Here is a 24,054-nt window from a genome sequence, read left to right as displayed (position 1 = left end):
ACCCACTGTTTGTAAAATTTATTAGAAGCTTGCTTTTAGACTGACTGACATTTGGCGCTCAGGTCCCATCCAGCAGTTATTGATGTCGTAACACGCACCGACATAGGTTTTGTCAAACAGGTTGTTGACACTAGCTCCTACCGCCAGCATAGGGTTGATTTGATAACTGCCGCCGATATCGACCAAGGTCACACTTGGTAGCTCATCTGTATTTTGTTTATCAATCTGCATACCGTCTTCATAGCGAACACCAGCGTTGAGCGTGAGTTTGTCTGTCGCATAGTAGTCTGCCCATAGCGTGGCTTTGTGCTTGGCGGTTTGAGCAGGAGTATTGCCGACCACATCAGGATTGAATTCATCTTCTGTAATTTCAGCATCGGTGTAGCTATAGCTTGCGGCCACGTCTACCCAGTCATTGAGCATGCGACTACCTGATATCTCAAAGCCTTTCGATTCAATTTCACCAGTTTGGGTCTGATCTCTATAGTTGACGTAATCTGATACCACAACATTTTTCTGTGTGATATCAAATATTGCAAGCGTTCCTTGAGTGGCACGATCTGGAGACAAATATTTAACACCAGCTTCTAATTGATCGGCTGTGGTTGGCTCAAACGGCTCATCAGTAATAAAGTTACTACCGACCACTGGCTGGAACGACTGAGAATAGCTTGCAAACGGCGATAGACCATTATCAAAATCATAAATGGCAGCGAAGCGACCACTGGTTTCTGACGCATCATTGTCAATCGTTTTGTCGCTATAGATGACGCCTTCAGTAGCTTTGGTTTGATCAGTATTACTGTCAAAATTGTCATGACGTAGACCTGCTACGACTGTTAGATCTTTCCACTTCATCTCATCTTGCACATAAAATCCAAGCTGGCTTTGTTCGATATCTTCCTCTTGACGATAAGCATCTAATGGCAGAGTATTAGCGTTGATTTGTGAGAAATCTGGATTAGATAGATCAAGATTTGGTGTGCCATCTGCACCAGCATCATAGTAATCAGCAGTGCTATCTGTCTCTTGATACTCAACACCGAACAATAAGTTATGCGAAGTGTTAGCGGTATCAAATTTATAGGCAAGCTGGTTATCAGTAGTCCAGTTATTCATGCTCTCATCCGTGGTATATGCCACGCGATTGAGAATCGTATCACTACCCTCTACAAAACCTTCACTGTTATACATATTACGCTGCTCTGCTTCAGAATCGGTATAGCGCGTGATATGTTTAAAAGTTAATTGATCATTGATATCCCAGTTTACGGTGACGCTTGGCATAAATACTTCTTTGCTAAATTTATTCCATTCATCGCCTGCATAGGCATCGCTATCGAGCTTGCCATAGCTTGCATTGTAGACAGTGCCGACAGCAGGTAAGGGGGTAGAGGGAACCATATCAGGATCGTCTTGATAATAAAGATTAGCAAGCACGGACACATCATCTGTCGCTTGCCATTTGAGCGATGGGTTTACCAATAAACGCTCTTCTTCCGTGGTTTCCATCTGACCATCTTTTTGGCGCGTTAGCGCAACAAATCGATAATCTAAATTATCTGTGATTGGGCCTGTACTATCGACAGCCACTTCTTTTAGGTTTTGATTACCGAGTCGTAGCTGTACTTCATTCTCTTGAGTGCTTTTAGGCGCTTTGGCTATTTGGTTGACCATACCACCTGGTGCGGCATAGCCATACAGGGAAGAGGCAGAGCCTTTCACGACTTCTACTGCTTCAGTCGCATAGATATCTACTTGAGGCATTAGATTCCATGCACCATCATAAGGTAGTCTTAGCCCGTCATAGAAGTTTGAATAAGTTTTAAACCCGCGGATATTGTACTCATCAAAGACAGATACTGTGCCACGGCTCTCAGAGCTTACGCCCGGCTCATAACGTAGTGCAGCATCGACGCTGTCTGCCTGACGCTTTTGTAATAGCTCTTGATCGATTCTGGTATAACTCATTGGTGCATCGTTTGGATCCAATGCAGTCTTGGTGCCAGTACTACGATAGCCATCTGAGTAGACGGTAATAGCGTCTAAGGTCGCTGACGGTGTAGCAACCTCATCGTTTTCAATATTGTTTGTTGTCTCTGCAGCGTAAACGGCATGACTCATACCCATGATTAAGCCAATTTGTACTGCGGTGGTGAGATATTTTTTGCGAATGACGTTGGTAGTTAGCTGAGACCGCATCAGATTTCCTTTTGGACTAAAATAATTAAATATTATGTGTAACAGTTGAAGCATATTATAACGTCGCTAATGATAACACTAACGATAATTACTATCATTAAAAAATTACAACGGGACAGTTTTTAGAAGTATTTGTAGGGCTTAAAAAAGATTGGAGATAAAGTGTTGCGAATGGTGTCACGCAGACTTACTGTTTTAAACAATGCGTTTTAAACGATGGTTTTTGTCAGATTTTTCTCGTATTATGCAGCAGCATTCCGAACACAGTTATTTACAGTAACGTTTTATATTGCTGTATTGATGTCACTGTACGATTTCATTCTAGCTCGCTTTAAGACTACTTAAAACTGGTCTGGCAAGCAGATATATCACTATTATCGATAGGTTTACGTTGTTCATTGAGCAACCAAAGATTGTTTAAGGTCACATTTATGGACACACCATCCAACCAATCCACCAGTAACCAGCGCTATTTCACGGTATGGCGCTGGCATTTTTATTCAGGCATGTTTGTAGCGCCTTTTTTAATTGTTTTGGCTGTCACAGCCCTCGGTATGCTGTTTATGTCTAACACAGCAGGACGTGACAACGACCGATTGACGATTGCTGTGCCAGAGTCTACGGTTCAGGCACCTGTCTCTACTCAAGCAAAGAACGCGCTGAGCACCTTGCCTGATAGCACACTGGTTAAATATATCGCTCCTCGTGATACCGATACAGTGGCTTTGTTTCAGATAAAATCAGACGACCAAAGTAATATGGTGGCAGTTAATCCTTATACAGCTGACATCGTCCAAAGTGAGCCTACTAGTAGCGGTCTTTATAATACGTTCAATAATATTCATAGTGATTTGTTAATTGGTAAGGTTGGTGACTATCTACTAGAAACCGCTGCCTCATTGACTATTTTAATGATTTTGTCTGGTTGGTATTTGTGGGGGCAAAAACGTCAGTCAGTTAAAGCCATGTTGATACCTAACGAGAGGGTAACCAACAAGAAAAAACGCTCTTTTATCCGTACTATTCATGCGACATTGGGCAGCTGGATCTCTGTGCTGCTACTGTTTTTCTGCATATCAGGCATGGCATGGGCAGGTATATGGGGCGAAAGAGTGGTGCAATCATGGAGCCAGTTTCCTGCGGGTAAGTGGGGCGTTGCACCTGTTCCAGTATCCATTGATCACAGTCAACATGCTGCTATGCAAGAGTCCACACCAGAGCCGCATGTGCATGGCGCGGCAGCGTCTGAAGCGCATACTGAAGCACCCACGCATGGCAGCGTCCTAAACTCGGGCGACACTAAGGAAGTTCCTTGGGTACTTGAGTCGACGCCGATGCCTGTGTCAGGCACAACGATGGGTAAAGATGGTATCGCCGCCAACATACCTATTATGATTGATACGGTGGATCGCTACGCTCGTGAAATCGGTTTTGTAGGGCGTTATCAGCTTAACCTACCACAAGGTAATACAGGCGTCTGGACCATTAGCCAAGATTCAATGAGCTATGATATGAGCAGTCCGACAGCAGATCGTACGGTACATATCGACCGCTATTCGGGTAACGTTTTGGCTGATATTCATTTCGATGATTACAACGCGTTTGGTAAATTCATGGCGGCTGGTATCGCGCTGCATATGGGGACGCTCGGATGGTGGAGTGTGTTGGCCAACGTCTTGTTTTGTCTGTCAGTCATCGCTATCTGTATCAGTGGTTATATTATGTGGTGGCAGCGTCGCCCTCGTCATGCAAGCGATAGCGTAGGATTAAACCCGCCAGCTCGCAGCTCAGATGTTTCCGTTTGGTGGCCGCTTGCCATTCCTTTATTAGTTGTGGCTGTCATATTCCCGACTGCTATTATCGCGATTGTGGCTATCGCGTTACTAGAATTTTTAGTAATTTCTCGAGTTGGGTTTTTACAGAAATGGCTAAAATAAGCGAATGGTAAGATATCGTTGTTCTCGATATAGTAAAAGAGCGCCTTATAGTAAGGCGCTTTTTTTTTGCTTAAAAACTGCTGATTTTAAGAACGGATTATTTCAAAAAGTGCTCAGATTAACTGCTATTTAGCTCAAAGTTGATCAAACGTTTTATGGGCTTAAAGCTGAGCGGTCAGTAATACATACAGTTATAGCTTTATTTACTTGAGCATAGCAATGGCATCTTTACTAGCACGCTGTCGCTCTTCAGCATTTAGCTCAATGAGACGGCCTTCTTTCATCAGTAATAATCGATCGGCATGCTCAAAGTAACCATCATCATGACTGATGATAAACAGTGTCTTACCCATAGCTTTTAACTCAGGAATGAGCGTCTGGTAAAACACGCGGCGAAAGGCAGGGTCCTGGTCAGCTGCCCACTCATCGAGTAGTAATATGTCCTTCTGTTCAGCGACGGCGATTAGCATTGCCAAGCGTTTTCGCTGACCTTGTGACAACTTATCTGTAGAGAGCTTATGGTCAGCCACACTAACTTTTTCTTGTAGATTGAGCTTATGTAGCCAGTCAGAGACTAGGGCCGCATCAGGCTCATTGCCTTGATCTCCAATCAATTGCTTAAATAAATGCTGGTCGCTAAAAATTGCAGAAAACAGCTGTCTAAAGTCGGTATTGTTTTCTGAATTGACGACTTGTCCATCGACTTGTACCGTCCCTATGGTAGGGGTGAAGATACCAGTTATTATTTTGGCAAGAGTGGATTTGCCGCTACCATTCGCACCGATTAAGAAAACCACGTCGCCTCGTTGTAGGGTTAAATTGACAGACTTTAAGATATTATTGACAGGATTCTGATTGTTATCACTATTTTGATCATTATCATTAATAGCTGTGTCCGATGCATTACTACTGCCTACATAGCGATAACTGATATCATTTAATGAGATAGATTGCCAGTTCTTAGCAACCGCATCGGTCGCGAAATTCGGCTGATGCTCGGACAATTCTAAAGACTGTATCTTTTCTAGTGCAACTTGAGCAGTCTGCAATGTTGGATATGCACCTACAGCATGTAAAAGCGGTGACTGCATAAACAAAATGGTCAAAGAAAAAGTAGTAGCAACTCCCATCGATATATCAAGATAATTGGCCACAGCAAACACGATACCAATTGATGCGAACATCATAATATTGGACCAGTTCACCGCTGATAAATGAAAGGTATCAGACTTGGTTACGGTCTTTTCATACGATTTGGCATGGGCTAAAAAATCATCTGTATACAGTTTTTTTGCTCGATGCTGGTTAAGAGCCAGCTCTTTACGACCCTCTATAATCGATTGATAGTCTTGATATAAATCGTCATTAATCTCTCTCAATTCTGTTAAATGCGTATAGACATGCTTGACTAAGATAGTGCTTATCCAAATAGTCATTACAATCCAAAACATAACAATAAACAGTAATGGCAATGACAGCCAGCCCAAATATAATCCCACGCCAACAGACAATATAATGCCCTGTACCAGTTCTGGCATACGAACGAAGGCTACGGTAATAGATTGGATATCAGATGATAGGCTGGCCAGTAATCGCGCACTACCTAAATGGTCTATCTGTGGCACGGTGGTATCGATAATTTGTTTGACCAGTTTTGTTCTGAGCTCATAAACAAACCGATGTCCCAGTCGTGTCAATGCATACTGCGATAAAAAAGTCGTCACTAGTAACAATATCACTAGCAGCGAGAACTGCGCCAAACTTAGCCAAGACAAGGTATCAAACACAGGCTGACTAATAAAAGTGTGATTGATGTAAGCGATAATACCGACGCTGACAGCGGCATTGACCAAGTTCAGCAGAATGACTTTTAGAAAAGGTAGGCGATAATGTGCCCAGATCATATGGTACAAAGAAGTGGTCGTGCGAGAGGACGCTGTAGTACGAGAAGACATAATAACTCAGTAGTAAAATAAATTTTTGATGGTATAAAAGGGAGTAGGTCGCGCCCAATCCCTTTTATTAAATCCAATACTGTCTAAAAATCGAACGTTGCTGATACCTTTAATGCAGTTGGCTCACCCGCATTTAAATAACCATAGCCTGGTAGTCCACCTACAGATTGCCAGTAATCCTCACCAGTCACATTGGTTACGACCCCTTTTAAAGTTACATCTTGACCAGCCAATAGCGTGCGATAGCGTGCACCAAGGTCTAAGGTAGTATAACCATCTACTTTTAAGGTATTAGCGGCATCGGCATAGCGCGCGCCTGTATGGATAATATCACCCGTCAACGTCAGTCCTTGGACTGCTGCTAAATCATATTCTAGGTTGACGTTGCTCTGGAGCGTCGGGACGCCAATGACACGATTACCATCTAACGCGGCATCGCCTGTGTCTTTTTGCTTGGCACTTAAATAGCTTACGCCGGCATTTAGACGCATGTTTTCACTTGGACTACCAAAGACAGTCAGCTCAGCGCCTCGATGGCGGTTTTCACCAGCAGTAGTAAAGGTTTTGTCATCATTGATATAAGCACGTGGCTCATCAGTATAGAATATAGCAAAACTACTACCGATAAAGCCATTGTCGTACTTTACACCCAGCTCAGTTTGCTTACTTACATAAGGGTCTAGATTTTGTCCTGCATTAGTTAGTGCATTGCCAGAGTTATCAACCAGTGGCGCAGTATCACCTTTAGCGAGACTCTCGATATAGTTGCCATAAACAGACCAGTCCAGCGTTGGCTGGTAGACGACACCTATACTTGGCGTCCACGCGCTTTCATCATATTCAGTTGTTTTTTCTTGAGTGTTGTAATCATAGCTGGTTGTTTCGATGTTTTGATGACGTACGCCTAGTGTGGTTTTTAGCTTGTCATCAAACAGTGATATGGTGTCTGCAAGTGCAAAGCTTTGTAGCTGAGTCTCGCTCGTCAGCTTAGGGTCATCAAGACGACCACCAAAGAAAGCAGTATCTGACCACTCATTACTATAATCTGTCGGGCTATACAGATTGGTCGCAAGCTGGTTGCCAAAATCAAAACCGTAAGCGCCTTTTTCTTCTTGATCATAAAGATCTGTTGCTAGTACCCAGTCATGATTGATCTTGCCAGTTTGCCATTGTCCACGTAGTCCAAGCTGGGCACTTTGTACTAAATCTTCGCGAGTATTATCAAAGCGGTAGGTCGAGCCAGTACCATCTGCGTCAGAGACGGTAAGGTTGGCTAAAGAGTTTTCTTCGTCACCACGTCTAACGCCGTAGGCACCATAGCCAGTAATGCTGTCATTAAAATCATATTCTCCTCGAATGGTACCAAACACATCTTCTTCGTTTGAATACGTCCAAGGTTGTGCCCAGTTTTTTGAGCCGTCAGGTGCTTTTGGTACATGAGAAACACCGGCAAGCGTCACACTAGGGCGCGTCTCTGTCAGCTTGTTATCTTGCCAGCCCAGATCTGCTGATAAGCGGTACTGATCACCTCTATAATCCAAACCAAGGGCGGCCAAACCCAAGGTTGATGACTCATCATCGATAGCGCTGTCACCGTCTTGATAAGCTGCATTGAAACGTACACCAATCGCATCATCAGTACCGAAACGATCACTAACATCTACCGCAACCTTACCTTGATCGCCTTGACCATAGCCAACTGTTAGCTGACGTAATGGATCATTATCAGCCCGTTTAGGTAATAGATTGATTGTACCGCCTGAGTTTCCGCCACTAGGTGCTGCACCATTTAGCATGGCTGATGCACCGCGCTGTACCTCGACACGTTCGAACAATTCTGTTGCGATATATTGTCTAGGGAGTATGCCGTATAGACCGTTGAACATGGTGTCATCTGAGGTAGTCACAAAGCCGCGCATAAAATACGCTTCTTGGAAGTTACCGAAACCTCTAGCCAAACGTACTGTAGGATCTTTTGTGAGTAGGTCGCCGACACTTTGTGCTTGCTGATTGGCAATGTATTCGTTGGTATATGACGTAGTAGAGAACGGCGTATTCATAATATCTTGATTGCCTAAGAGACCAACGCGGCTACCGGTTGCTACTTGGCCACCTTCATAGGCGCTAGGTAAGCCATCCGCTGATGCATCAGCACTACTGGTCACGACGATAGTGTCGAGTACCACATTAGGTGTCTCTGACTGTGCATCTACATTGTTATCTACTTGCGCCCATGCTACTTGACTGGTCGTTAGCATAATGACTGAGGTGGACAAACAAGTTGAATATAATGTTTTTAAAGGTAGCGATTTTCTTAGTCTAGAACGTGAGAGTATGGATGTTAATTGCGAAGAGGAGCCAGATACATTCAAAGAATTAAGGCGAAACAAAGCAGCAGAGAGGCGGGACAGTTGCATGAATATTTCCAGCGTGTAAGTTAAATCGTTATTATAATGATAATCGTTTCTATTACAATGCTTTAGTGATGCAATTTTGAAGATATATCAGAGAAGGCGCTTTAAAACCAATCTACAAATAAGCTGAAAAATAACCAGTATTTTTATTTACTTGAGCTGGCTCCTCTATCGATATATGCTATTGTTTTATCATGGGCACAGAGGACGCTGGTCTCGCCTACCAGAGGTGCAGTCAAATGGAATTGACTGATTTATACAATTGAAATGGATTTTACGGTGACGCTTATGTATGCAGTGATCGGAGCAGGTCCTATGGGGCTAGCTACAGCACTAAATTTACAAAAACTGGATATTTCTTTTATAGGTTTTGAGCTACATACAGATGTAGGCGGTCTATGGGATATCGACAATCCGCACAGCACGATGTATGAGAGTGCACATCTGATTTCATCTAAGCGCATGACAGAGTTCGAGGAGTTTCCTATGAAGGACTCAGTCGCGGCTTATCCTCATCATACCCAGCTTCGTCAATACTTCCGAGACTTTTCAGATACTTTCAACCTCAAATCACACTATGAGTTCTCTACGCGCGTGATCAGCATGATGCCCGAAGGAAATGGCTGGTGCTTGATCAGCGAGTGCAATGGACAGAGACAATCACGGCTGTTCGATGGTGTCCTCATTGCAAATGGAACATTACACACACCAAATATGCCAAGCTTGCCAGGGAAGTTTTCGGGCACGTTGATGCATTCTTCTGAATACCGTAGTTCGTCCGTATTTAATGACAAGCGTGTATTAATCGTCGGATGCGGCAACTCTGGGGCTGATATTGCCGTTGATGCGGTGCATCATGCAAAGTCGGTAGATATCAGCCTACGACGTGGTTATTACTTCCTACCCAAATTTATTAAAGGTAAGCCGGTTGACACGCTAGGCGGCAAACTAAAACTCCCGCGTCCAGTCAAACAGCGTATGGATGCTGCGATGATTCGTATGGTAATAGGCAAACCTTCTGATTACGGATTGCCAAATCCAAACTATCGTATGTATGAGTCGCATCCGGTGGTTAATTCATTGGTACTGCATCATTTAGGCCATGGCGATATCAAGGCGCGTCGTGACATTCGTAGTGTTGACGGCCATACAGTCACCTTTAGTGATGGTAACAGTCACGAGTATGATCTGATTTTGATGGCGACAGGTTATTTGCTTGACTATCCATTCATTGATCGCGAGCAGCTCAACTGGCCTACCAGTCATGACGCGCCGCAGCTATATATGAATGTGTTTCATCCCAAACACGATAATTTATTTATGATGGGTATGGTGGAGGCTGCGGGTTTGGGCTGGGAGGGGCGCAATCAACAGGCTAGGCTTGTTGCTCTATATATTCAGCAGCGTCAGAAAAATACAGCAGCCGTCAAACAGTTCAACAAGGTAAAACGTAAGCGTGCTGGCAAGACGCTCGATGGTGGTTATAACTATATCAAGCTTGCACGCATGGCATATTATGTGAATAAAGATGATTACTTAGACACGCTATCCAAACATATCGCTGAGCTTGAAACAACAGAGTCTACACTGGTATCAGAAGTATGATGGCGGCTGTAGCGTTTGAGCCACGAAGCTTGATTTTGCTTAATCTTATCTTAGCACTCATGATGTTCGGCGTTTCGTTAAGCCTACGTCTCGAAGATTTTAAGCGTATCTTTTCATTTCCAATTGCACCGATAGCAGGTTTGTTCGCTCAGTTTTTATTATTGCCGCTCGCTACGTGTTTATTTACTTGGGTATTGAATATCGATCCGGAGTTGGCGCTAGGAATGATTTTAGTCGCATCCTGCCCAGGAGGGAGCTTCTCTAATATTATGACTTGGCTGGCACGCGGTAATGTCGCAGTGTCAGTCAGCATGACGGCTGTATCAAGTCTGGCAGCGGCTGTTTTGACGCCACTAAATTTTGCTTTTTATGGTTGGCTAAACCCATACACACGCGAGTACCTGACAAAAATTACAATTGAGCCTAGCAGTATCTTGATACTGGTGCTGCTGGTATTGGCGTTGCCTTTAGTGCTTGGTATGTTGACAGGACGACGCTTGCCAGATCTTGTCGTGCGTGTTCAAAAACCCCTACGCATTTTCTCATTGTTGGTGCTAATGGCTTTTGTCGCAATCGCTTTTTCCAGTAACTTTGCGCTTTTTCTAGAGCGTTTTCACAGTTTTTTTTGGCTGGTTGTTGGACATAACTTATTGGCACTCTCGCTAGGTTACGGTATGGGACTGATGCTCAAGTTACCAGTCGCAGATCGACGTGCAGTGACTTTAGAAGTCGGCATACAAAACTCAGGATTGGGGTTGGTTATTTTGTTTACGTTCTTTCCAGAGGCGGGCGGTATGATGCTTATTACGGCATTTTGGGGCGTATGGCACCTAGTCTCAGGACTCACACTTTCACAAATTTGGGCACGGATTCCCTATGAATAATAAACGAATATTAATTACTGGTGCCGCGGGCTATATCGGTCATAAATTGGGCAATCGTTTGGCTGCTCATCACCATGTGGTTGGCACCGACGTTCGACAACGTAACGATCTAGACTTCCCAATCCACGTTCTAGATGTGCGTGATAAGGGTTTGGCAACGCTACTAATAGAACAAGGTATCACCCACGTTGTGCATCTTGCGTCTATTCTACAAGCATCAAAAGATCGTGCTCGTGATTATGATATCGATGTCAATGGCACGCGTAATGTCCTTGATTGCTGTATCAAAGCAGATGTCACGCATATAACACTGACCAGCTCGGGCGCGGCCTACGGTTATCATGCTGACAACCCTGAATGGATTGATGAGCAAGATGTGCTACGTGGCAATAAGGAGTTTGCTTACTCAGATCACAAGAGGCAGGTCGAGGAGCTGTTGGCAGGCTTCCGCGAGCAGCATCCACAGCTACAGCAACTTATCTTTCGACCCGGCACAGTATTAGGTGCTGATACGCGCAATCAAATCACTGGTCTGTTTATGGCGCCGCGTATTCTTGCACTCAAAGGTAGCGATTCACCTTTTGTGTTTATCTGGGATCAAGACGTGATCGGTGCTATGGAAATGGGTATTCGCGAAAACAAGGTGGGTATCTATAATATGGCGGGTGATGGTGCTTTGACGATGAAAGATATCGCGAACCGATTGAACAAACCGCTATTGACCTTGCCAGTAGGTCTAGTCAAAGCTGGTTTGCAGGTTGCAAAATGGCGTGGTAAACCAACAGGTCCAGAGCAAGTTAATTTTTTGCGTTATCGCCCCGTGCTGAGTAACAGACGACTAAAAGAAGAATTTGGTTATTCTTTGGCGAAAACCTCTGCCGAAACCTTTGAGTATTTTATCGAATGCAATGGACTGCGTAAGCCCTGATATGGAGAAATTCATCAATGTCACTATCAACTGCTGCCAATTCAACTAACATTAATGCCAACGTTAATACTCATTCAATAAATGTCACTTTAATCACTGGTGCTGCCTCAGGACTTGGTTGGGCAATGGCTCGGCACTGGTATGCCGCTGGGCATCATCTAGTACTCGTTGATATAGATGAGCAAGCGTTAAACGCGCGTGCCACTGAGTTAGGCGACATTGATAGAGTTATAACAGTCGTCACTGATATCACTCAACGCAATGATATTGTCGTCCTTATCGAACAAGTGCAAAGCCATTTTGGCCGTCTTGACTTATTGGTGAATAATGCAGGCATTACCCATCGGTCACCCGCGTATCAGACTGATCCTGAGGTGTTTCGTAAGGTCATGGCGGTAGATTGGCAGGGTGCAGTGGAGCTGACCATGGCTGCGCTACCGATGCTACGTGAGTCCAAAGGACAAATTATTTGCATTGGCTCAATGGCTGGATGGATGCCCGTACCAGGGCGGGCAGCTTATTGTGCCGCCAAGGGAGCGCTCACACAATTCTTTGAAGTGTTGCGCTTGGAGCTAGAGCCTGAAGATATTCATATTCTTATGGTTTATCCGAGTTTTCTTGATACGCCTATTGAAAACCATGCGTTAGGTCGTGATGGCAGTATCGCAAAGCATCCACGCTCGATGATAGGGAGTATGCGCAGTGCTGAGTGGATGGCTGAACGAATCAATCAAGGTTTGCAGCGGCGTGAACGCTGGTTATTGCCTGAACCTGTGTCACGTTTTGGCAGTATATTATGGCGCGTTGCCCCCACTATATATTTGCGTCAAGTACGTAAACGTTTTAAAGGGGAGTTGCGGTAGCTTTCGCGAATGAAGACTTTAGAAAAAAGCTAGTCATTAATTCAAATGATCGGATAGCGCTATGCTATAAGACGCTATATTGAAAGTTAGTATGTTAAAAGTTACTGTATTGAAAAACGCTAATTTTAAAAACATTATCTTAAAAGTAGCGCCTTTTCTAAGACATACTATGCTAGGAAATAGCTATCTAACATAGTATGTCGAGTGCATTATTTTTTAGTATTAACTGTTTCTAACTGGTTTGCCAAGCTCTATGGATTCTTCAGTCTCGATGACGGTAGGATTTTTTGCTTCTTGACGCTTATCCCACCAAGCGAAGATATTGGCTAATATAGAGCCAGAAACAGAGTGCCAAATACAAGCAACCGCGGCAGCGATGGCAGATTCTGCATTACCAGGGAAAAATTTCGTGCTTAAACCCGTGGCCAACCCTGCATTTTGTACACCAACTTCAATAGATATGGTGCGCTTTTTGGGCTTGCTCATACCAAATAAGGCACCTGAGTAGTAGCCCAATATATAGCCGACGATATTGTGTACCGCAATCGCTAAAATCACGACTAGTCCTGATTGTAAGAACTGATCGCCAAATACGGCGGCAACACCACCGACGATAGCGGCAAACGCCAATACAGCAACGCCTGGCATTACTGCACGTACATCATTAAACCAGTGTTTATTTTGAAATAGAATGTTGAGCATAGAGCCGATAGCGACTGGCAATAACGTCACTAAGAGCATAAAGCGGAACATTCCCCAGCCATCCATCTCTACAGATTGACCGACCAAGTAATTGAGCCAAAGTGGAGTCACTAACGGCGCAATGATGGTTGATACGGTGGTCATACCTACTGAAAACGCTACATCACCTTTGGCAAGATAGCTCATAATGTTTGAAGACACACCGCCAGGACAAGTACCAACCAATACTAGACCCAACGTCAATCCAGGCGATAAATCAAACAGTCTGGCCACGCTAATCGCCAAAATCGGCATAATGGTATATTGGATAATTGAGCCAATAAAGATATCAAGCGGGCGCTGGGCCAATACCTTATAGTCTTCTTTACCTAGTGTCATACCCATTGCGAGCATAATGACACCCAGAACGATGACTTGGGTATCACCTGTTACCCAAGAAAAAGTAGCAGGCTCTATAAATGTCACTGCGGCCGCTAAAACAATAACCAATGCCGTAAATCGACTTAACTGCTGACTTATCATCCTTAAAAACTGCATTTCTCAAATCCTTCTAACTAAGCCTAAAAAATAGTCAAGTATAAGTTCAAAACTACTGTATTTCCAATGGGTTTGGGCAGTTTTTAGCCAACAATAAGTTGCTATTATGACAACTTTAACTATGATTATATTTCCGAAGTTTTTTGAAATGTTTATTCAACAGTCAAACGAGGTACTAGGTGTTGCAAACTCCATCAAATTTGAACCGCTTTAAACACCTATGTCTTGCGTTATCGATATTTTATTTGCTTTATAATTTGACGACTTTTTATAGCGTATCTCTATATACACGCTATCCATCGCAAATTCACAATCTCGCCACGCCGTTTGATAATGCCATTCCTTTTATTCCCGCTATGATTATTCCTTATAGCTGGTCGTTGGTTTTATTTGTTGCTAGTTTTTTCTTAGTGAGGACCTCTACGCAGTTATTTCTATTAACCTATCGCTTAATTTTGGCAACCATTTTTGCCTGTTTGATTTTCTACCTTTATCCTGCTCGATTCTCTTTTCGTCGAGTTGTACCGGATGATTGGACGCAGTTTGGTTATCAGTTCTTACAGTTGGTGGACAAGCCATTCAATCAGCTGCCATCACTACATGTCAGTTACGCCGTCTTGCTTGGGGTGTCATTATGGGATGTGGTAGCGTCTAAAAAGAAATGGAGTTCAATAACTTATCGATTGTTGCTGACTGGTATATGTACATTGATAGCCCTGTCGACGGTGCTGACGTATCAGCATCATTTACTAGATATGTTGGGCGGAGTAGTGTTGGCAGTTGCGGTGCTTATATTGTCAAATCGTATCCGAAATGCACTGGTAATCAAGCATCTGACACTGGGGATGATAGGGTTCTTGTTGTTAGCGATAGGAGGGTTTTACCTTACTAATATGACTGTAATAGCGTTTGAATCTATAGAAACCTTAGCTATTATAATTGCGCTATATTGGTTGATTAGTTTTACGATATTAGCTTGTGCCTATCAACAAGTCACACCAATGCGGGATGCACGTTGGTTCCAAAAGTCCAATAATGGACGACTCACCTTATATACTTGGATGAAGTTTGCACCGATTATTATTGTTTACAATAGTATGTCATTTTTGGGCCAATGGTATTTTAGAGTTTTCTCCAAAAGTCAAAGGTATCCACTCACGGCATATGCTATTTACGATAAGGTCAATGTTGTTGCTTCACCTCGATTGACTCAGACAGATGTAAGTAGTCATTTAACATATTGGTTGTTTGGCCATACTTCATTAGAATGGCCGAGTTCGTTAGAAAGCAATCGGCCCTCAGCTCGTTATCAGATAATTGTTGTTGATTTGGCCGCTGAGATATCTAGCCATACTCATTACCTTGAAATAGCTGCTAAAGACATTATGAGTACGCCTGTCCATTATTTGTATTTGCCTTTATTGGATTTGCAGCCATTAAATGACGTATTGCTCCAAGACTATATCGATTTATTTAAGCGGATTGAGTCTTTGACGCAATCAGTGAAGCCGCGGGCGATAAACGCTGATAATGAGAACCAGCAAGAAGATAGTATTATTACGCTTATTAACTTCCATTGCGTGATGGGTCTGTCGCGTAGCATTGGCGTGCAAGTTTTATATTTATTATATTGTGGTACGCTAACTGTCTATAACTATCAATCGTGGATTGAGCAGTATTATCCGCACGCGCATCTTAAAGACGCTTATCTGCCACAGTCATTGGTAGAAACTATGGCCAATTATAAGTCTGTCACGTATTCAACAGAGCCTGAATAAATGTCGATGTTAGTAGGTTTGCGTCTGCTGGTTTTTCTTTATTTGCTCTTTACCTAGCATTTACCTATTGATTAATTCCTATTCAACTATGGAGGAATCTATGAACATCCCATTGCCTTGCTTGTACTCTTTTCGTCGCTGCCCTTATGCCATGCGCGCCCGTCTCGGCCTACTATTTGCTGAGTTGTCAGTGGAGCTACGGGAAATAACTCTAAAGAATAAGCCAGAACAGATGCTAGCAATTAGTCCAAAAGGTACGGTGCCCGTGTTACAGCTTTTAGATGGTTCAGTGATTGAAGAAAGTGCCGAGATTATGACGTGGGCGCTTAAAAAAAATGATCCGCAGGGACTGTTTGATGAAAGCGTTTTATCTCAGGCTAATACTCTGATTGCCCGAAATGATAATGAGTTTAAGCAGTGGCTTGATCGCTACAAATACGCCGATCGTCACCCTGAGATGACACAGATAGAGTATCGGCAACAGGGTGAAGTGTTCTTACAAGATTTGGAAGCATTATTGAATAAGAATACGTACCTACTAGGCAATAGCGTGACTATTGCAGATATCGGTATCATGCCTTTCGTTCGCCAATTTGCTCATGTCGATCGTGATGTCTTTTATGGTCTGCCTTATCCAAAGCTACAGCTGTGGCTACAGCATTGGTTAGATCATCCATTATTTGTACAAGCCATGACTAAATTTCAGCCATGGCAGGAAGGCGATGATGTAGTAATTTTTTCTGCCTAATATAGTGGAGTCTATATAGGCTGTATACGGTGTCAGGTTCAAGCAGTTTACTACGGCTACTATGATTTAACGACAATAACCTTTTTCGCAGGAGACTTATCTTTCACAACTACCACCTTTTTTGCTTTAGGCTTGGACTTAGCTACGACAACCTTCTTAGCTTGAGGTTTAGCTTTAACTACTACTTTTTTGGCTTGATGTTTATCTTTGACTACTACAACTTGTTGGGCAGCATTCGCTGGACCGATCATCGCAAAGCAAGTAGATACAGCCAATAGTGAGCTAATAGCAATTTTTTTCATGTTTAAGTTTTTCATAGTAAGGTCCTTTTAAACTAGTTATGAGTAACAGTGCTTATTGAGTGATTGAAGATATCTGAATAGAGTGTTGCTCTATTGGATAACTAGATGATAGCGAGTTACAGCGTTACGTACTTTTATGAAAGTTAAAGAAAGGTGACTTTTTCTAATAGATATTTGACCATTGATACAATCGTAAGAGTTTTCTGCTAAGGATAGGTAGATCAGCAACATTCTAGAGATGTTGCTTACTGGAGATTAACTTATATTTCCTTACTAATTAGGTTTGAGGTGAATAGAAGATATCATTTACTAAATACACAGATCGTTACCTAGAAGTTGCTTAAGCAAATTATTAGCTAGTACTTATCTACTATGAAATGTTGCGACTATCGTACTCTAGCAGGTCAGCAAATTGAAATAATGGCAAAATATGATTTTTGAGTTGAATAAGTAAGAGAGAGGAAGTAGCAGTCTTTTATTAAAATAAGGCTTTATCTGCGCATAACAAAGGTAAAGCTTTATCTATAAAAATTGCTAATAATGATAAAGTAGCAATCAAAGGATTAAACTAACTAAGGTCGCTATGTGCAACACAGAAAACCCAATACTTAAACAGAGTATCTCGCTATCGGAGAATAGCGAATACGTATTTGATAACATAAGCACAGCCACATCTGCTTTTTTAACGCTCCCAGTCGTTATACAGACTGCTTTGAATCAAGCTAAACGAGTCGTTATAGTTGCAAATAATCCTGCTGTGACCACGACGCAGCTTGAGATGCTATTACAGCCCAATGATGTCTTGGTTTTATTTAATCATTTTATTCATGCTGATTTTTTTGCCAGCCATCAGTTAGCTAGTTCACTACCTAAGTTGCTATTTTTTCGGCAGATTGGCGATAGTAAGCTGCATTTTGGCCTGCCGCCTAGAAGTAATCATATATCTACGATAGAACAAATGGCAGAGACAGCGCCATTAGGAATATTAACGAGCAATCACTCTTACCAGTTCCCATCACTAGCAGATGATCCAAGTCCTGATGACGATCCTATCACTGCTCAGCGCATCTTAAATGTTCCTTCAAGTATGCAAGAACTATTATCAAGCCCTATCTACCACAGTGTGCTATCAGAGCGACACGAAGTTGTTGCTGATTATCCATATTTTAACGATATTCATTCGTCAGCACCCTCGTCAGGTTTTCTATTGTATCGGCTGATGCTGACAGCTCGAGCATACTTACACCATATTCAAAAAACGGAACTACCGTTAGAGATAGTGATGATCGGTTTCAATGACAATGATAAAACTGCTCACTTTTGGCATGGTCATAACTGGGATTTTGAACGTCAGGAAATGAGTCGACCACCTAAAGGCGTGATTGTTCATCGGTAATAAAATATTGATTGACTAAGTTATCGTTAGCTAGAAATTGCTAGAAGTAGTTAAACATAAGGAGCATCGGGACAGTGAGAAAGCTCTACCTCTTTGTCATTAGGCTCTCGTCGTACGGCTATCAGTGATGACTGTTCTTCTATCCAATCAATCAGCCCCATATCGGAAAATTGAGACAGCCACCCTGCCATGGGCCAACAGTGCCACTTTTGATAAAAGCGATTGGCATTGATAATGATACTGTTTAAATGATTGAGTGGTGGCCGGTAGACACTATGCTGCTGATGATAGGCGATATCAGCCGTGAGGTAAAAGTCGATATCTAGCCTTCGTGCTGTAAAGGCAAAATCGGTATCCTCTGCACCATAACCTGTATATTGGGTGTCGAAACCGCCAACTTTATCAAAAGTCTGTCGCTTGATAGCGAAACACAGACTCCAGAATGCACCATAATCATCAGTTTTTTTGATAGCCGTTTGCTTTATTCCAGCTTGCTCTGTTCTAGCTTGGTTTGAATCAGCTTCATCAAAATTATAACGATAAGGATTATAGACAGACAGTTCGTCTAAAAAAGAGAAGGGCAAATGATTGGTTTTTAATAGTGCATTTTCTTTTTCTGTTAAAGGTCGCGTCAGATAGCGGGGTTGACCCATCAAAAGCGCATTAGGATGTTGCAGAAGTTTCTTATACATGTGCTCAATAAACGTGGGCGCTACGACACAATCAACATCCAAAAAAATCAGCATATCGTGAGTTGCCTGCAGTGTCCCAAGATTGCGGTTATGTCCGATATCAAACTCCGTAGTGTTAGTATCGTCACCATCATTTATGGCTGATTTAACCGTAGTCGGTAACTTCACGATATTTAATGAAAACTCAGCCAACCGATTGGGGTCAGCGTCGTCGTTGACGATAATGACTTCGGCTGGCTTCACACTGCTATTTTCTAGACTGCTGAGTAGGTTGTAGAGATGGCGATTACGACCATAGCAAGTCGTAATGACAGTCATCGGTACAGTATCAGAAGTCGTGCTAGCGTTACTCGTTGGCTGAATGGTCATCGTTTGTCTTTGCCTCGCTATCATGTTGCCTGTTACGTTTAATAAATCAATATTTAATGAGCCAGTCTTTAATTATCGATTAGGGTTGTAATTTAAGCCGCGGAAGCAACCAGTTTTCAAACCAAAGCTTGGTAGTAGGATAAGCAGCGGTGCTGTGCATGAACGCTTGAGCAGTTGCTGGCGTAGCTGTGTTGGTTTCCTCACCGATATCTCCCTCACTGTTATTTTTTCTAATGCTATCAATCGATATAGTAGGGTGTTGTTTGCTTCGGCAATGAATTGTTTGGGCTATAGATTCAGGTTGACCATTATTGACGCTCATTAAGGTTTTAAACTGCTGCCAATTTAGCGCTTTATTTTGAGTGACTAACGCTTCAGTCATAATGGCTTGTTCATTATGTGGCCTGTCATCAGGCACTACTATGAGCGGCGTATCGTAATGATATGCTTGCGCGACAGTATTTAGGCCACAGGCCATCATCAGATAATCGCTATGACAAATGAATGGTGTGACGTCATCTACCTCAGTTGAGATATCGACATAACGTCGCTTATTATCGTCTATAGGGCCGAGAGAGATGATTAATGCATTGGGTAGCAGTGAGCGCAACTCTGGTAATTTTTCGTCAATCGCTTTGTGTCCACCGTAACCTTTAATGACGGTGATAATAGGTGTTGTGCTTTCGGACTTGCATATTGGTTGGGCCTCGATAGAAGGTAGGCTTGTAAATCTAAGATCAGAAGCCTCTTTATCCACGCTTAATTTTGCCAAGATATCTATAAAGCTCTTATAAGTGTATGACTCAGTTTTTTGAGAGTAAATAAAATCGAGATAGAGTGTTTTACCACAGACCCACTCAGATGTCTGAGCAGCCTCCAACGCTTTAGGATAAGGCGCCAGTAAGGCAAGCGCCCCAGCAAATGCACCTAGATGCGGCTCGTCATCGCGAATACCAGGAAGCCTAACGTAAAGGTAAGGGATACTTGCTGCTCGGCAGAGCATTGCTACCTCGACGCTGACATCGATAATCATTAGATCGATCTTACGTCGAAAAATAGTATCTAATATTTGATGACTGCGTTTTTGAATGTCGGTATTGCCTACGGGTGAGTAGTGTAGACTGGCTGGTTGCCAGTATTCTCCTGCACGACCTGCCAGTACGTCATTGGGTAGTTCGTCTTCTGCATTCAAACGTACGATTTGTTGTTCATCAATAGCGGTAAAACGATAATTATCTGCATCTAAGCTCGTAAATACCGTTAATTGCGCTCTTGCGTCATTAGGTAGCAATGCAGCCAGTTTGTCTGCCTGTCGGCAATGTCCCGAGCCGTGATGATGAGCATAGTAGCCGATACGCATCATTATGATTCCTCAGAAAAGCTAACAAAATCATTATCAGTTTCAACTGACGCTTGAATGGCCTGATTAAAAAACTGAAGGGAATCTGTTGTTAAATCAGACAGCTCATAACTGTTAATGCCGTTAATGTAACTTTCTGAATTGTCTTCTATCAACGCTGTTCTATTTTTTAACGCTGCTTTATATAGTGTCAGATAGCCGTCTACCATGGCTGACACGGAACAAAACTGTAAGGCGCGGTCACGGCAAGCTTGGCGTGATATATTTTTAATCGTATTAAAGCCACGGATAAAGGCCACTTTGTCTTTCTTAGGTACAATGACTCCTGTCTCTGGAGTAATAATCTCAGCACTGGCTCCAGCATCGAAACCAATCACTGGCGTGCCACACGCCAAACTCTCAGCCAAGGTCAATCCATACGGCTCATCCCAAGTGCTGGTAAACAACATGGCAGTTGCTCTGCACAAGTAATTATTAATCTCGGCCTTGGTGACATGACCTACATAACTGAATAGTTTGTTATCGCCACTCTTACTGTCTTTAAATAATAAAGGGGCTACTTTTTGGTTGAAGTAGTCTTCGTTGCTTTTAGGTCCTGCTAGGACAAGTTTTTTCCCAGCTTCCATGCAGTATTGCATGGCTAAATGAGTGCCTTTTTCAGGGCAGATGCGTCCATACCAAAAATATACCTCATCATCGCTACCATTAGTATTGCCAAGCGATTCAGTATTGGCCGTAAAGGACTCGACATCAATGCCGTTATATACCACTTGTGAAGGGACAAACTCAGCAAACAACTGCTGTTGATGCTTACTAATCGCCGTAAATTGAGTGGTTGTACCAGAGCGAAGTGTTAAAAGCGCCAAACGTAACTGCGGAAATATAGGCGTATGAAACGTGGTGAAAAACCTTTCGCCAAGCGCTTGGCCTGTCATCATTGGAATGTGATGCAAACTGTGGTTATGGACAATATCGATCTCACCGCGCTCATCACGTTCGACAATATCTCGTAAGGCTGTCTGATAAGTCAGATACTGATACATCTCCTCACGGCCCATAGATACCGTTTCATGCTCATTAGCATAGACCATCTTGTTAAACTCATGACGGGTCAATAACGGAATCAATGTCGCGCTTGTCACGCTATCTTTATGAGCGTAAAGCAATACCTTATGACCTTGCGCTACCAATTCATCACAAATCAATTGGGTAATCATTTCTAAACCACCCGCGTAAGGCTGGGCAATGGGATACAGTGAATGCGCGATAATGGCAATGCGTAGCGGTGAGTTCGAAGACCTGATCATGTTTTTAAGACCTTTGTAGTTATCATCATGGCTATAAGCGTTATAGTTAGTAAGGCGGTATATAGGGGACTTAGTATAGAAACGATAAAAGACAATAGAATGACCTTAGTTCAGAATTGGCTTGTACAAAACGTAAATTTTTACGAATCGTTAGCGTTATGAGTGCTAGTTTTATAGGTATCAGCTTTTACGAATCGATGGTTTTTTTATTTTTAAATAAAGGTGTCACATAAGATGTTGTTATAGTTTTCTTCTTTTTATGGGCTACTTTTAAAGTCTGTTTTAGAGCCTTACTTATACTAGATTTGTCTGCTCTAGCATCAGAGAAATTGTCCATTGTTACCTTGGCTGCGCTTAGTTTTAGAATACAAACTGTCGCTGCACAGACAAATAATACTGGTGAATAGAGCGGTGAAAACGGTGCTACGACTAGGGCTGTAATGATATTTAGCACCAATAACAGCTTTGGGAGAGCCACTATATTCTTAAGGAGTAACGAATGACGACTTTGGATATAGTTTTGTTTTGGTGTACAGACAAAAGGTTTTTCTTGCCCCCACAGCACCGGAAGCCATGACAATGCACCAATCTCCCAAAAGTTTAAGTGCATCAACCATGTTTGTATTTTTCTACTAAAACGTGGCTGATGGCTATCCTCTATTTGTTTGTTGAGAGGAGATTGATCACGGCAATATGCCCACAAACGTCTAAAGACAAAAAACGCATAGCTTGCATAAACTACATATAAAGGGGTAAGCATCGACACGTCAGAGTTGTTTACTAAGAGCATATCAACCATCACCAGTAAGGTGCAGATATGCAAAAGGATAAAGAACCCTGTGAAGTTTACCCAAGCACTCAGTTGAGACAAATGAGCACGTATGTATGCCAGACGTTCACCAAGACTTTTGGATTGCAGGACATGTTGGACTGGAGAGTTGTATGGAACTGACAGATAATCCCTGAGTACCTGAATGTTGCCGTAGATCCAGCGCCGACGTTGACATATTAGGTCGTCTAGCGTGCTAGGTAGTAAGCCCGTGGCAATAACTTCTGGTATGAACTGACTGCGAAACCCTTGTCGATGCATAAGCACGCCCATCTGAGCATCTTCAGTGATAGACGCGCCTGACCAGCCACCTATGTTCAAAAGATCCGAGCGTCGAATCACGGCGTAAGTACCTGTAGATAAGGCGCGATTACGATTAAAAGGACGATACAAATGATGATTAAAATAGTGATTCAGTTCATTATGCGTATCGAGCTGTCCTTCATTACGGTAAAACTGCGGAAACTGAAGTAAGGTATGCTCAGGATATTGGGCAACAGCCTGCATGATAGAGGCTCTAGCATGTGGTAATGCTTGGTAATCACTATCGACAACCACAATGCGGCTACAGTCTGGACTCATCAGCCCAAGTGCCAAATTCAAAGCCCCAGCCTTAAACCCTTCGACATGATCAATATGATAAAAATGGACGTTCAAATCAACGTCTAAGCTTTTGCAAAACGCTGCTAAGGGCTCGTATAACGACGTCTCTTTATTGTTATTATCGATAATCAATATCTCATCACGCGCTTCTTTTACTGCTAATAACGACTTGATTGTAGCAATAACCAACTCTGGAGGTTCAGCTCGCGTCATCAATTGAAAACTGAGTGCTTCGTCAGTCAAAGTTTCTGATGTATTAGCAGTCATGTCTAGTCCTTAGGCATGTGCGACAAGTTAGAATTATATAAAGGAGAGTATGTTTAGACATAATGTAAGTACTTGTATCTTCAGTTATTTGGGGAATACCAATGAATACTAATACAAAATTAAGTAATGGTTTAGTCGATAATTGTTTATGATAAATTAACTATGTAAGTTGTACGTAATGTGACATAAAGTTTCATGGTTCACTTACAGACAAATAGGACATTTTTGGACTACGAGTAAATATGTGGTTAGACGTTGTCTTTGGGTGAAGGTAGTCAGCACAAGAAAAAAATGATGAGAAGAAAAAAGTAGGCAGGCATGTTTGTATCATTACGTTGACGCATGACTAAGACGGAAAAAAAGCACGACTAGAATC

General features: G+C 42.6%; 17 protein-coding genes. 8 read left to right on the top strand and 9 right to left on the bottom strand.

Features of this window, described 5'->3' with window-relative positions:
* Window positions 1–21: 21 nt before the first annotated feature.
* Window positions 22–2,202 (bottom strand): TonB-dependent siderophore receptor, encoded by a 2,181-nt coding sequence (locus tag ACT3QN_RS06360; protein WP_444522115.1) that lies wholly within the window; start codon window positions 2,200–2,202, stop codon window positions 22–24.
* A gap of 431 nt (window positions 2,203–2,633) precedes the next feature.
* On the opposite strand from ACT3QN_RS06360, the gene ACT3QN_RS06355 reads away from it, so the two are divergent.
* Window positions 2,634–4,139 carry a PepSY-associated TM helix domain-containing protein gene (locus tag ACT3QN_RS06355; protein ID WP_444522116.1) on the top strand — a complete coding sequence of 502 codons (1,506 nt, stop codon included), beginning with the start codon at window positions 2,634–2,636 and terminating at the stop codon, window positions 4,137–4,139.
* 203 nt (window positions 4,140–4,342) lie between these two features.
* Here ACT3QN_RS06355 and ACT3QN_RS06350 read toward each other — a convergent pair whose 3' ends face one another.
* Window positions 4,343–6,094, bottom strand: a complete 1,752-nt coding sequence (locus ACT3QN_RS06350) for a multidrug ABC transporter permease/ATP-binding protein (protein ID WP_444522117.1) — start codon at window positions 6,092–6,094, stop codon at window positions 4,343–4,345.
* Between the two features lie 83 nt (window positions 6,095–6,177).
* The gene (locus ACT3QN_RS06345; RefSeq protein WP_444522118.1) at window positions 6,178–8,352 is read right to left on the bottom strand and encodes a TonB-dependent receptor; all 2,175 of its coding nucleotides are present in this window, start codon (window positions 8,350–8,352) and stop codon (window positions 6,178–6,180) included.
* A gap of 444 nt (window positions 8,353–8,796) precedes the next feature.
* Between ACT3QN_RS06345 and ACT3QN_RS06340 the strand changes: the two genes are divergently transcribed.
* From ACT3QN_RS06340 to ACT3QN_RS06325, 4 genes are read left to right on the top strand one after another with little or no spacing between them, the layout of a single operon-like run.
* Window positions 8,797–10,113, top strand: a complete 1,317-nt coding sequence (locus ACT3QN_RS06340) for a flavin-containing monooxygenase (protein ID WP_444522119.1) — start codon at window positions 8,797–8,799, stop codon at window positions 10,111–10,113.
* On the top strand, window positions 10,110–10,997 hold the full coding sequence (locus tag ACT3QN_RS06335; RefSeq protein WP_444522120.1) for a bile acid:sodium symporter family protein: 888 nt from the start codon (window positions 10,110–10,112) through the stop codon (window positions 10,995–10,997). Before ACT3QN_RS06340 ends, ACT3QN_RS06335 begins: the two co-directional genes overlap by 4 nt.
* Window positions 10,990–11,925 (top strand): SDR family oxidoreductase, encoded by a 936-nt coding sequence (locus ACT3QN_RS06330; RefSeq protein WP_444522121.1) that lies wholly within the window; start codon window positions 10,990–10,992, stop codon window positions 11,923–11,925. The genes ACT3QN_RS06335 and ACT3QN_RS06330 overlap by 8 nt, the downstream gene beginning before the upstream one ends.
* Window positions 11,926–11,942: 17 nt before the next feature.
* Window positions 11,943–12,788: an SDR family oxidoreductase gene (locus ACT3QN_RS06325; RefSeq protein ID WP_444522122.1), complete on the top strand. Its 846-nt coding sequence runs from the start codon at window positions 11,943–11,945 to the stop codon at window positions 12,786–12,788.
* 222 nt (window positions 12,789–13,010) lie between these two features.
* On the opposite strand, the gene ACT3QN_RS06320 is transcribed toward ACT3QN_RS06325, so the two are convergent.
* The gene (locus ACT3QN_RS06320; protein ID WP_444529091.1) at window positions 13,011–14,027 is read right to left on the bottom strand and encodes a bile acid:sodium symporter family protein; all 1,017 of its coding nucleotides are present in this window, start codon (window positions 14,025–14,027) and stop codon (window positions 13,011–13,013) included.
* Between the two features lie 182 nt (window positions 14,028–14,209).
* On the opposite strand from ACT3QN_RS06320, the gene ACT3QN_RS06315 reads away from it, so the two are divergent.
* Window positions 14,210–15,805 carry a phosphatase PAP2 family protein gene (locus tag ACT3QN_RS06315; protein WP_444529090.1) on the top strand — a complete coding sequence of 532 codons (1,596 nt, stop codon included), beginning with the start codon at window positions 14,210–14,212 and terminating at the stop codon, window positions 15,803–15,805.
* Window positions 15,806–15,905: 100 nt separating this feature from the next.
* On the top strand, window positions 15,906–16,553 hold the full coding sequence (locus ACT3QN_RS06310) for a glutathione S-transferase (RefSeq protein WP_444523631.1): 648 nt from the start codon (window positions 15,906–15,908) through the stop codon (window positions 16,551–16,553).
* Window positions 16,554–16,612: 59 nt separating this feature from the next.
* On the opposite strand, the gene ACT3QN_RS06305 is transcribed toward ACT3QN_RS06310, so the two are convergent.
* Entirely contained in the window at window positions 16,613–16,870 is a 258-nt protein-coding gene (locus tag ACT3QN_RS06305; protein WP_444523630.1) for a hypothetical protein, read from the bottom strand.
* A gap of 568 nt (window positions 16,871–17,438) precedes the next feature.
* Here ACT3QN_RS06305 and ACT3QN_RS06300 point away from each other — a divergent pair.
* The gene (locus ACT3QN_RS06300; RefSeq protein ID WP_444523629.1) at window positions 17,439–18,251 is read left to right on the top strand and encodes a hypothetical protein; all 813 of its coding nucleotides are present in this window, start codon (window positions 17,439–17,441) and stop codon (window positions 18,249–18,251) included.
* A gap of 50 nt (window positions 18,252–18,301) precedes the next feature.
* Here the strand turns inward: ACT3QN_RS06300 and ACT3QN_RS06295 are convergent, their stop codons facing one another.
* The 4 genes from ACT3QN_RS06295 to ACT3QN_RS06280 all read right to left on the bottom strand — a co-directional run bounded on the left by ACT3QN_RS06295 (window position 18,302) and on the right by ACT3QN_RS06280 (window position 23,678).
* The gene (locus ACT3QN_RS06295) at window positions 18,302–19,312 is read right to left on the bottom strand and encodes a glycosyltransferase family 2 protein (RefSeq protein ID WP_444523628.1); all 1,011 of its coding nucleotides are present in this window, start codon (window positions 19,310–19,312) and stop codon (window positions 18,302–18,304) included.
* A 79-nt stretch (window positions 19,313–19,391) separates the two neighbouring features.
* The gene (locus ACT3QN_RS06290; RefSeq protein ID WP_444523627.1) at window positions 19,392–20,675 is read right to left on the bottom strand and encodes a hypothetical protein; all 1,284 of its coding nucleotides are present in this window, start codon (window positions 20,673–20,675) and stop codon (window positions 19,392–19,394) included.
* On the bottom strand, window positions 20,675–21,979 hold the full coding sequence (locus tag ACT3QN_RS06285) for a glycosyltransferase (protein WP_444523626.1): 1,305 nt from the start codon (window positions 21,977–21,979) through the stop codon (window positions 20,675–20,677). The genes ACT3QN_RS06290 and ACT3QN_RS06285 overlap by 1 nt, the downstream gene beginning before the upstream one ends.
* A 187-nt stretch (window positions 21,980–22,166) precedes the next feature.
* Entirely contained in the window at window positions 22,167–23,678 is a 1,512-nt protein-coding gene (locus tag ACT3QN_RS06280) for a glycosyltransferase family 2 protein (RefSeq protein WP_444523625.1), read from the bottom strand.
* Window positions 23,679–24,054: the final 376 nt, after the last annotated feature.

Origin of the sequence: Psychrobacter sp. AOP7-C1-14, assembly GCF_052376135.1 — a bacterium.
Taxonomy (GTDB): domain Bacteria; phylum Pseudomonadota; class Gammaproteobacteria; order Pseudomonadales; family Moraxellaceae; genus Psychrobacter.
The sequence above is the reverse complement of the archived record's forward strand: the minus strand, read 5'-3'. Positions and strand labels throughout refer to the sequence as shown.

Excerpts from the sequence above, each read along its gene's own strand:
- ACT3QN_RS06330 (WP_444522121.1), top strand. The coding sequence starts at position 10,990 with ATGAATAATAAACGAATATTAATTACTGGTGCCGCGGGCTATATCGGT.
- ACT3QN_RS06345 (WP_444522118.1), bottom strand. The coding sequence starts at position 8,352 with ATGCTAACGACCAGTCAAGTAGCATGGGCGCAAGTAGATAACAATGTA.
- ACT3QN_RS06290 (WP_444523627.1), bottom strand. The coding sequence starts at position 20,675 with ATGATGCGTATCGGCTACTATGCTCATCATCACGGCTCGGGACATTGC.
- ACT3QN_RS06325 (WP_444522122.1), top strand. The coding sequence starts at position 11,943 with ATGTCACTATCAACTGCTGCCAATTCAACTAACATTAATGCCAACGTT.
- ACT3QN_RS06360 (WP_444522115.1), bottom strand. The coding sequence starts at position 2,202 with ATGCGGTCTCAGCTAACTACCAACGTCATTCGCAAAAAATATCTCACC.
- ACT3QN_RS06305 (WP_444523630.1), bottom strand. The coding sequence starts at position 16,870 with ATGAAAAACTTAAACATGAAAAAAATTGCTATTAGCTCACTATTGGCT.
- ACT3QN_RS06335 (WP_444522120.1), top strand. The coding sequence starts at position 10,110 with ATGATGGCGGCTGTAGCGTTTGAGCCACGAAGCTTGATTTTGCTTAAT.
- ACT3QN_RS06285 (WP_444523626.1), bottom strand. The coding sequence starts at position 21,979 with ATGATCAGGTCTTCGAACTCACCGCTACGCATTGCCATTATCGCGCAT.
- ACT3QN_RS06295 (WP_444523628.1), bottom strand. The coding sequence starts at position 19,312 with ATGACCATTCAGCCAACGAGTAACGCTAGCACGACTTCTGATACTGTA.
- ACT3QN_RS06355 (WP_444522116.1), top strand. The coding sequence starts at position 2,634 with ATGGACACACCATCCAACCAATCCACCAGTAACCAGCGCTATTTCACG.
- ACT3QN_RS06300 (WP_444523629.1), top strand. The coding sequence starts at position 17,439 with ATGTGCAACACAGAAAACCCAATACTTAAACAGAGTATCTCGCTATCG.
- ACT3QN_RS06320 (WP_444529091.1), bottom strand. The coding sequence starts at position 14,027 with ATGCAGTTTTTAAGGATGATAAGTCAGCAGTTAAGTCGATTTACGGCA.
- ACT3QN_RS06310 (WP_444523631.1), top strand. The coding sequence starts at position 15,906 with ATGAACATCCCATTGCCTTGCTTGTACTCTTTTCGTCGCTGCCCTTAT.
- ACT3QN_RS06350 (WP_444522117.1), bottom strand. The coding sequence starts at position 6,094 with ATGTCTTCTCGTACTACAGCGTCCTCTCGCACGACCACTTCTTTGTAC.
- ACT3QN_RS06340 (WP_444522119.1), top strand. The coding sequence starts at position 8,797 with ATGTATGCAGTGATCGGAGCAGGTCCTATGGGGCTAGCTACAGCACTA.
- ACT3QN_RS06280 (WP_444523625.1), bottom strand. The coding sequence starts at position 23,678 with ATGACTGCTAATACATCAGAAACTTTGACTGACGAAGCACTCAGTTTT.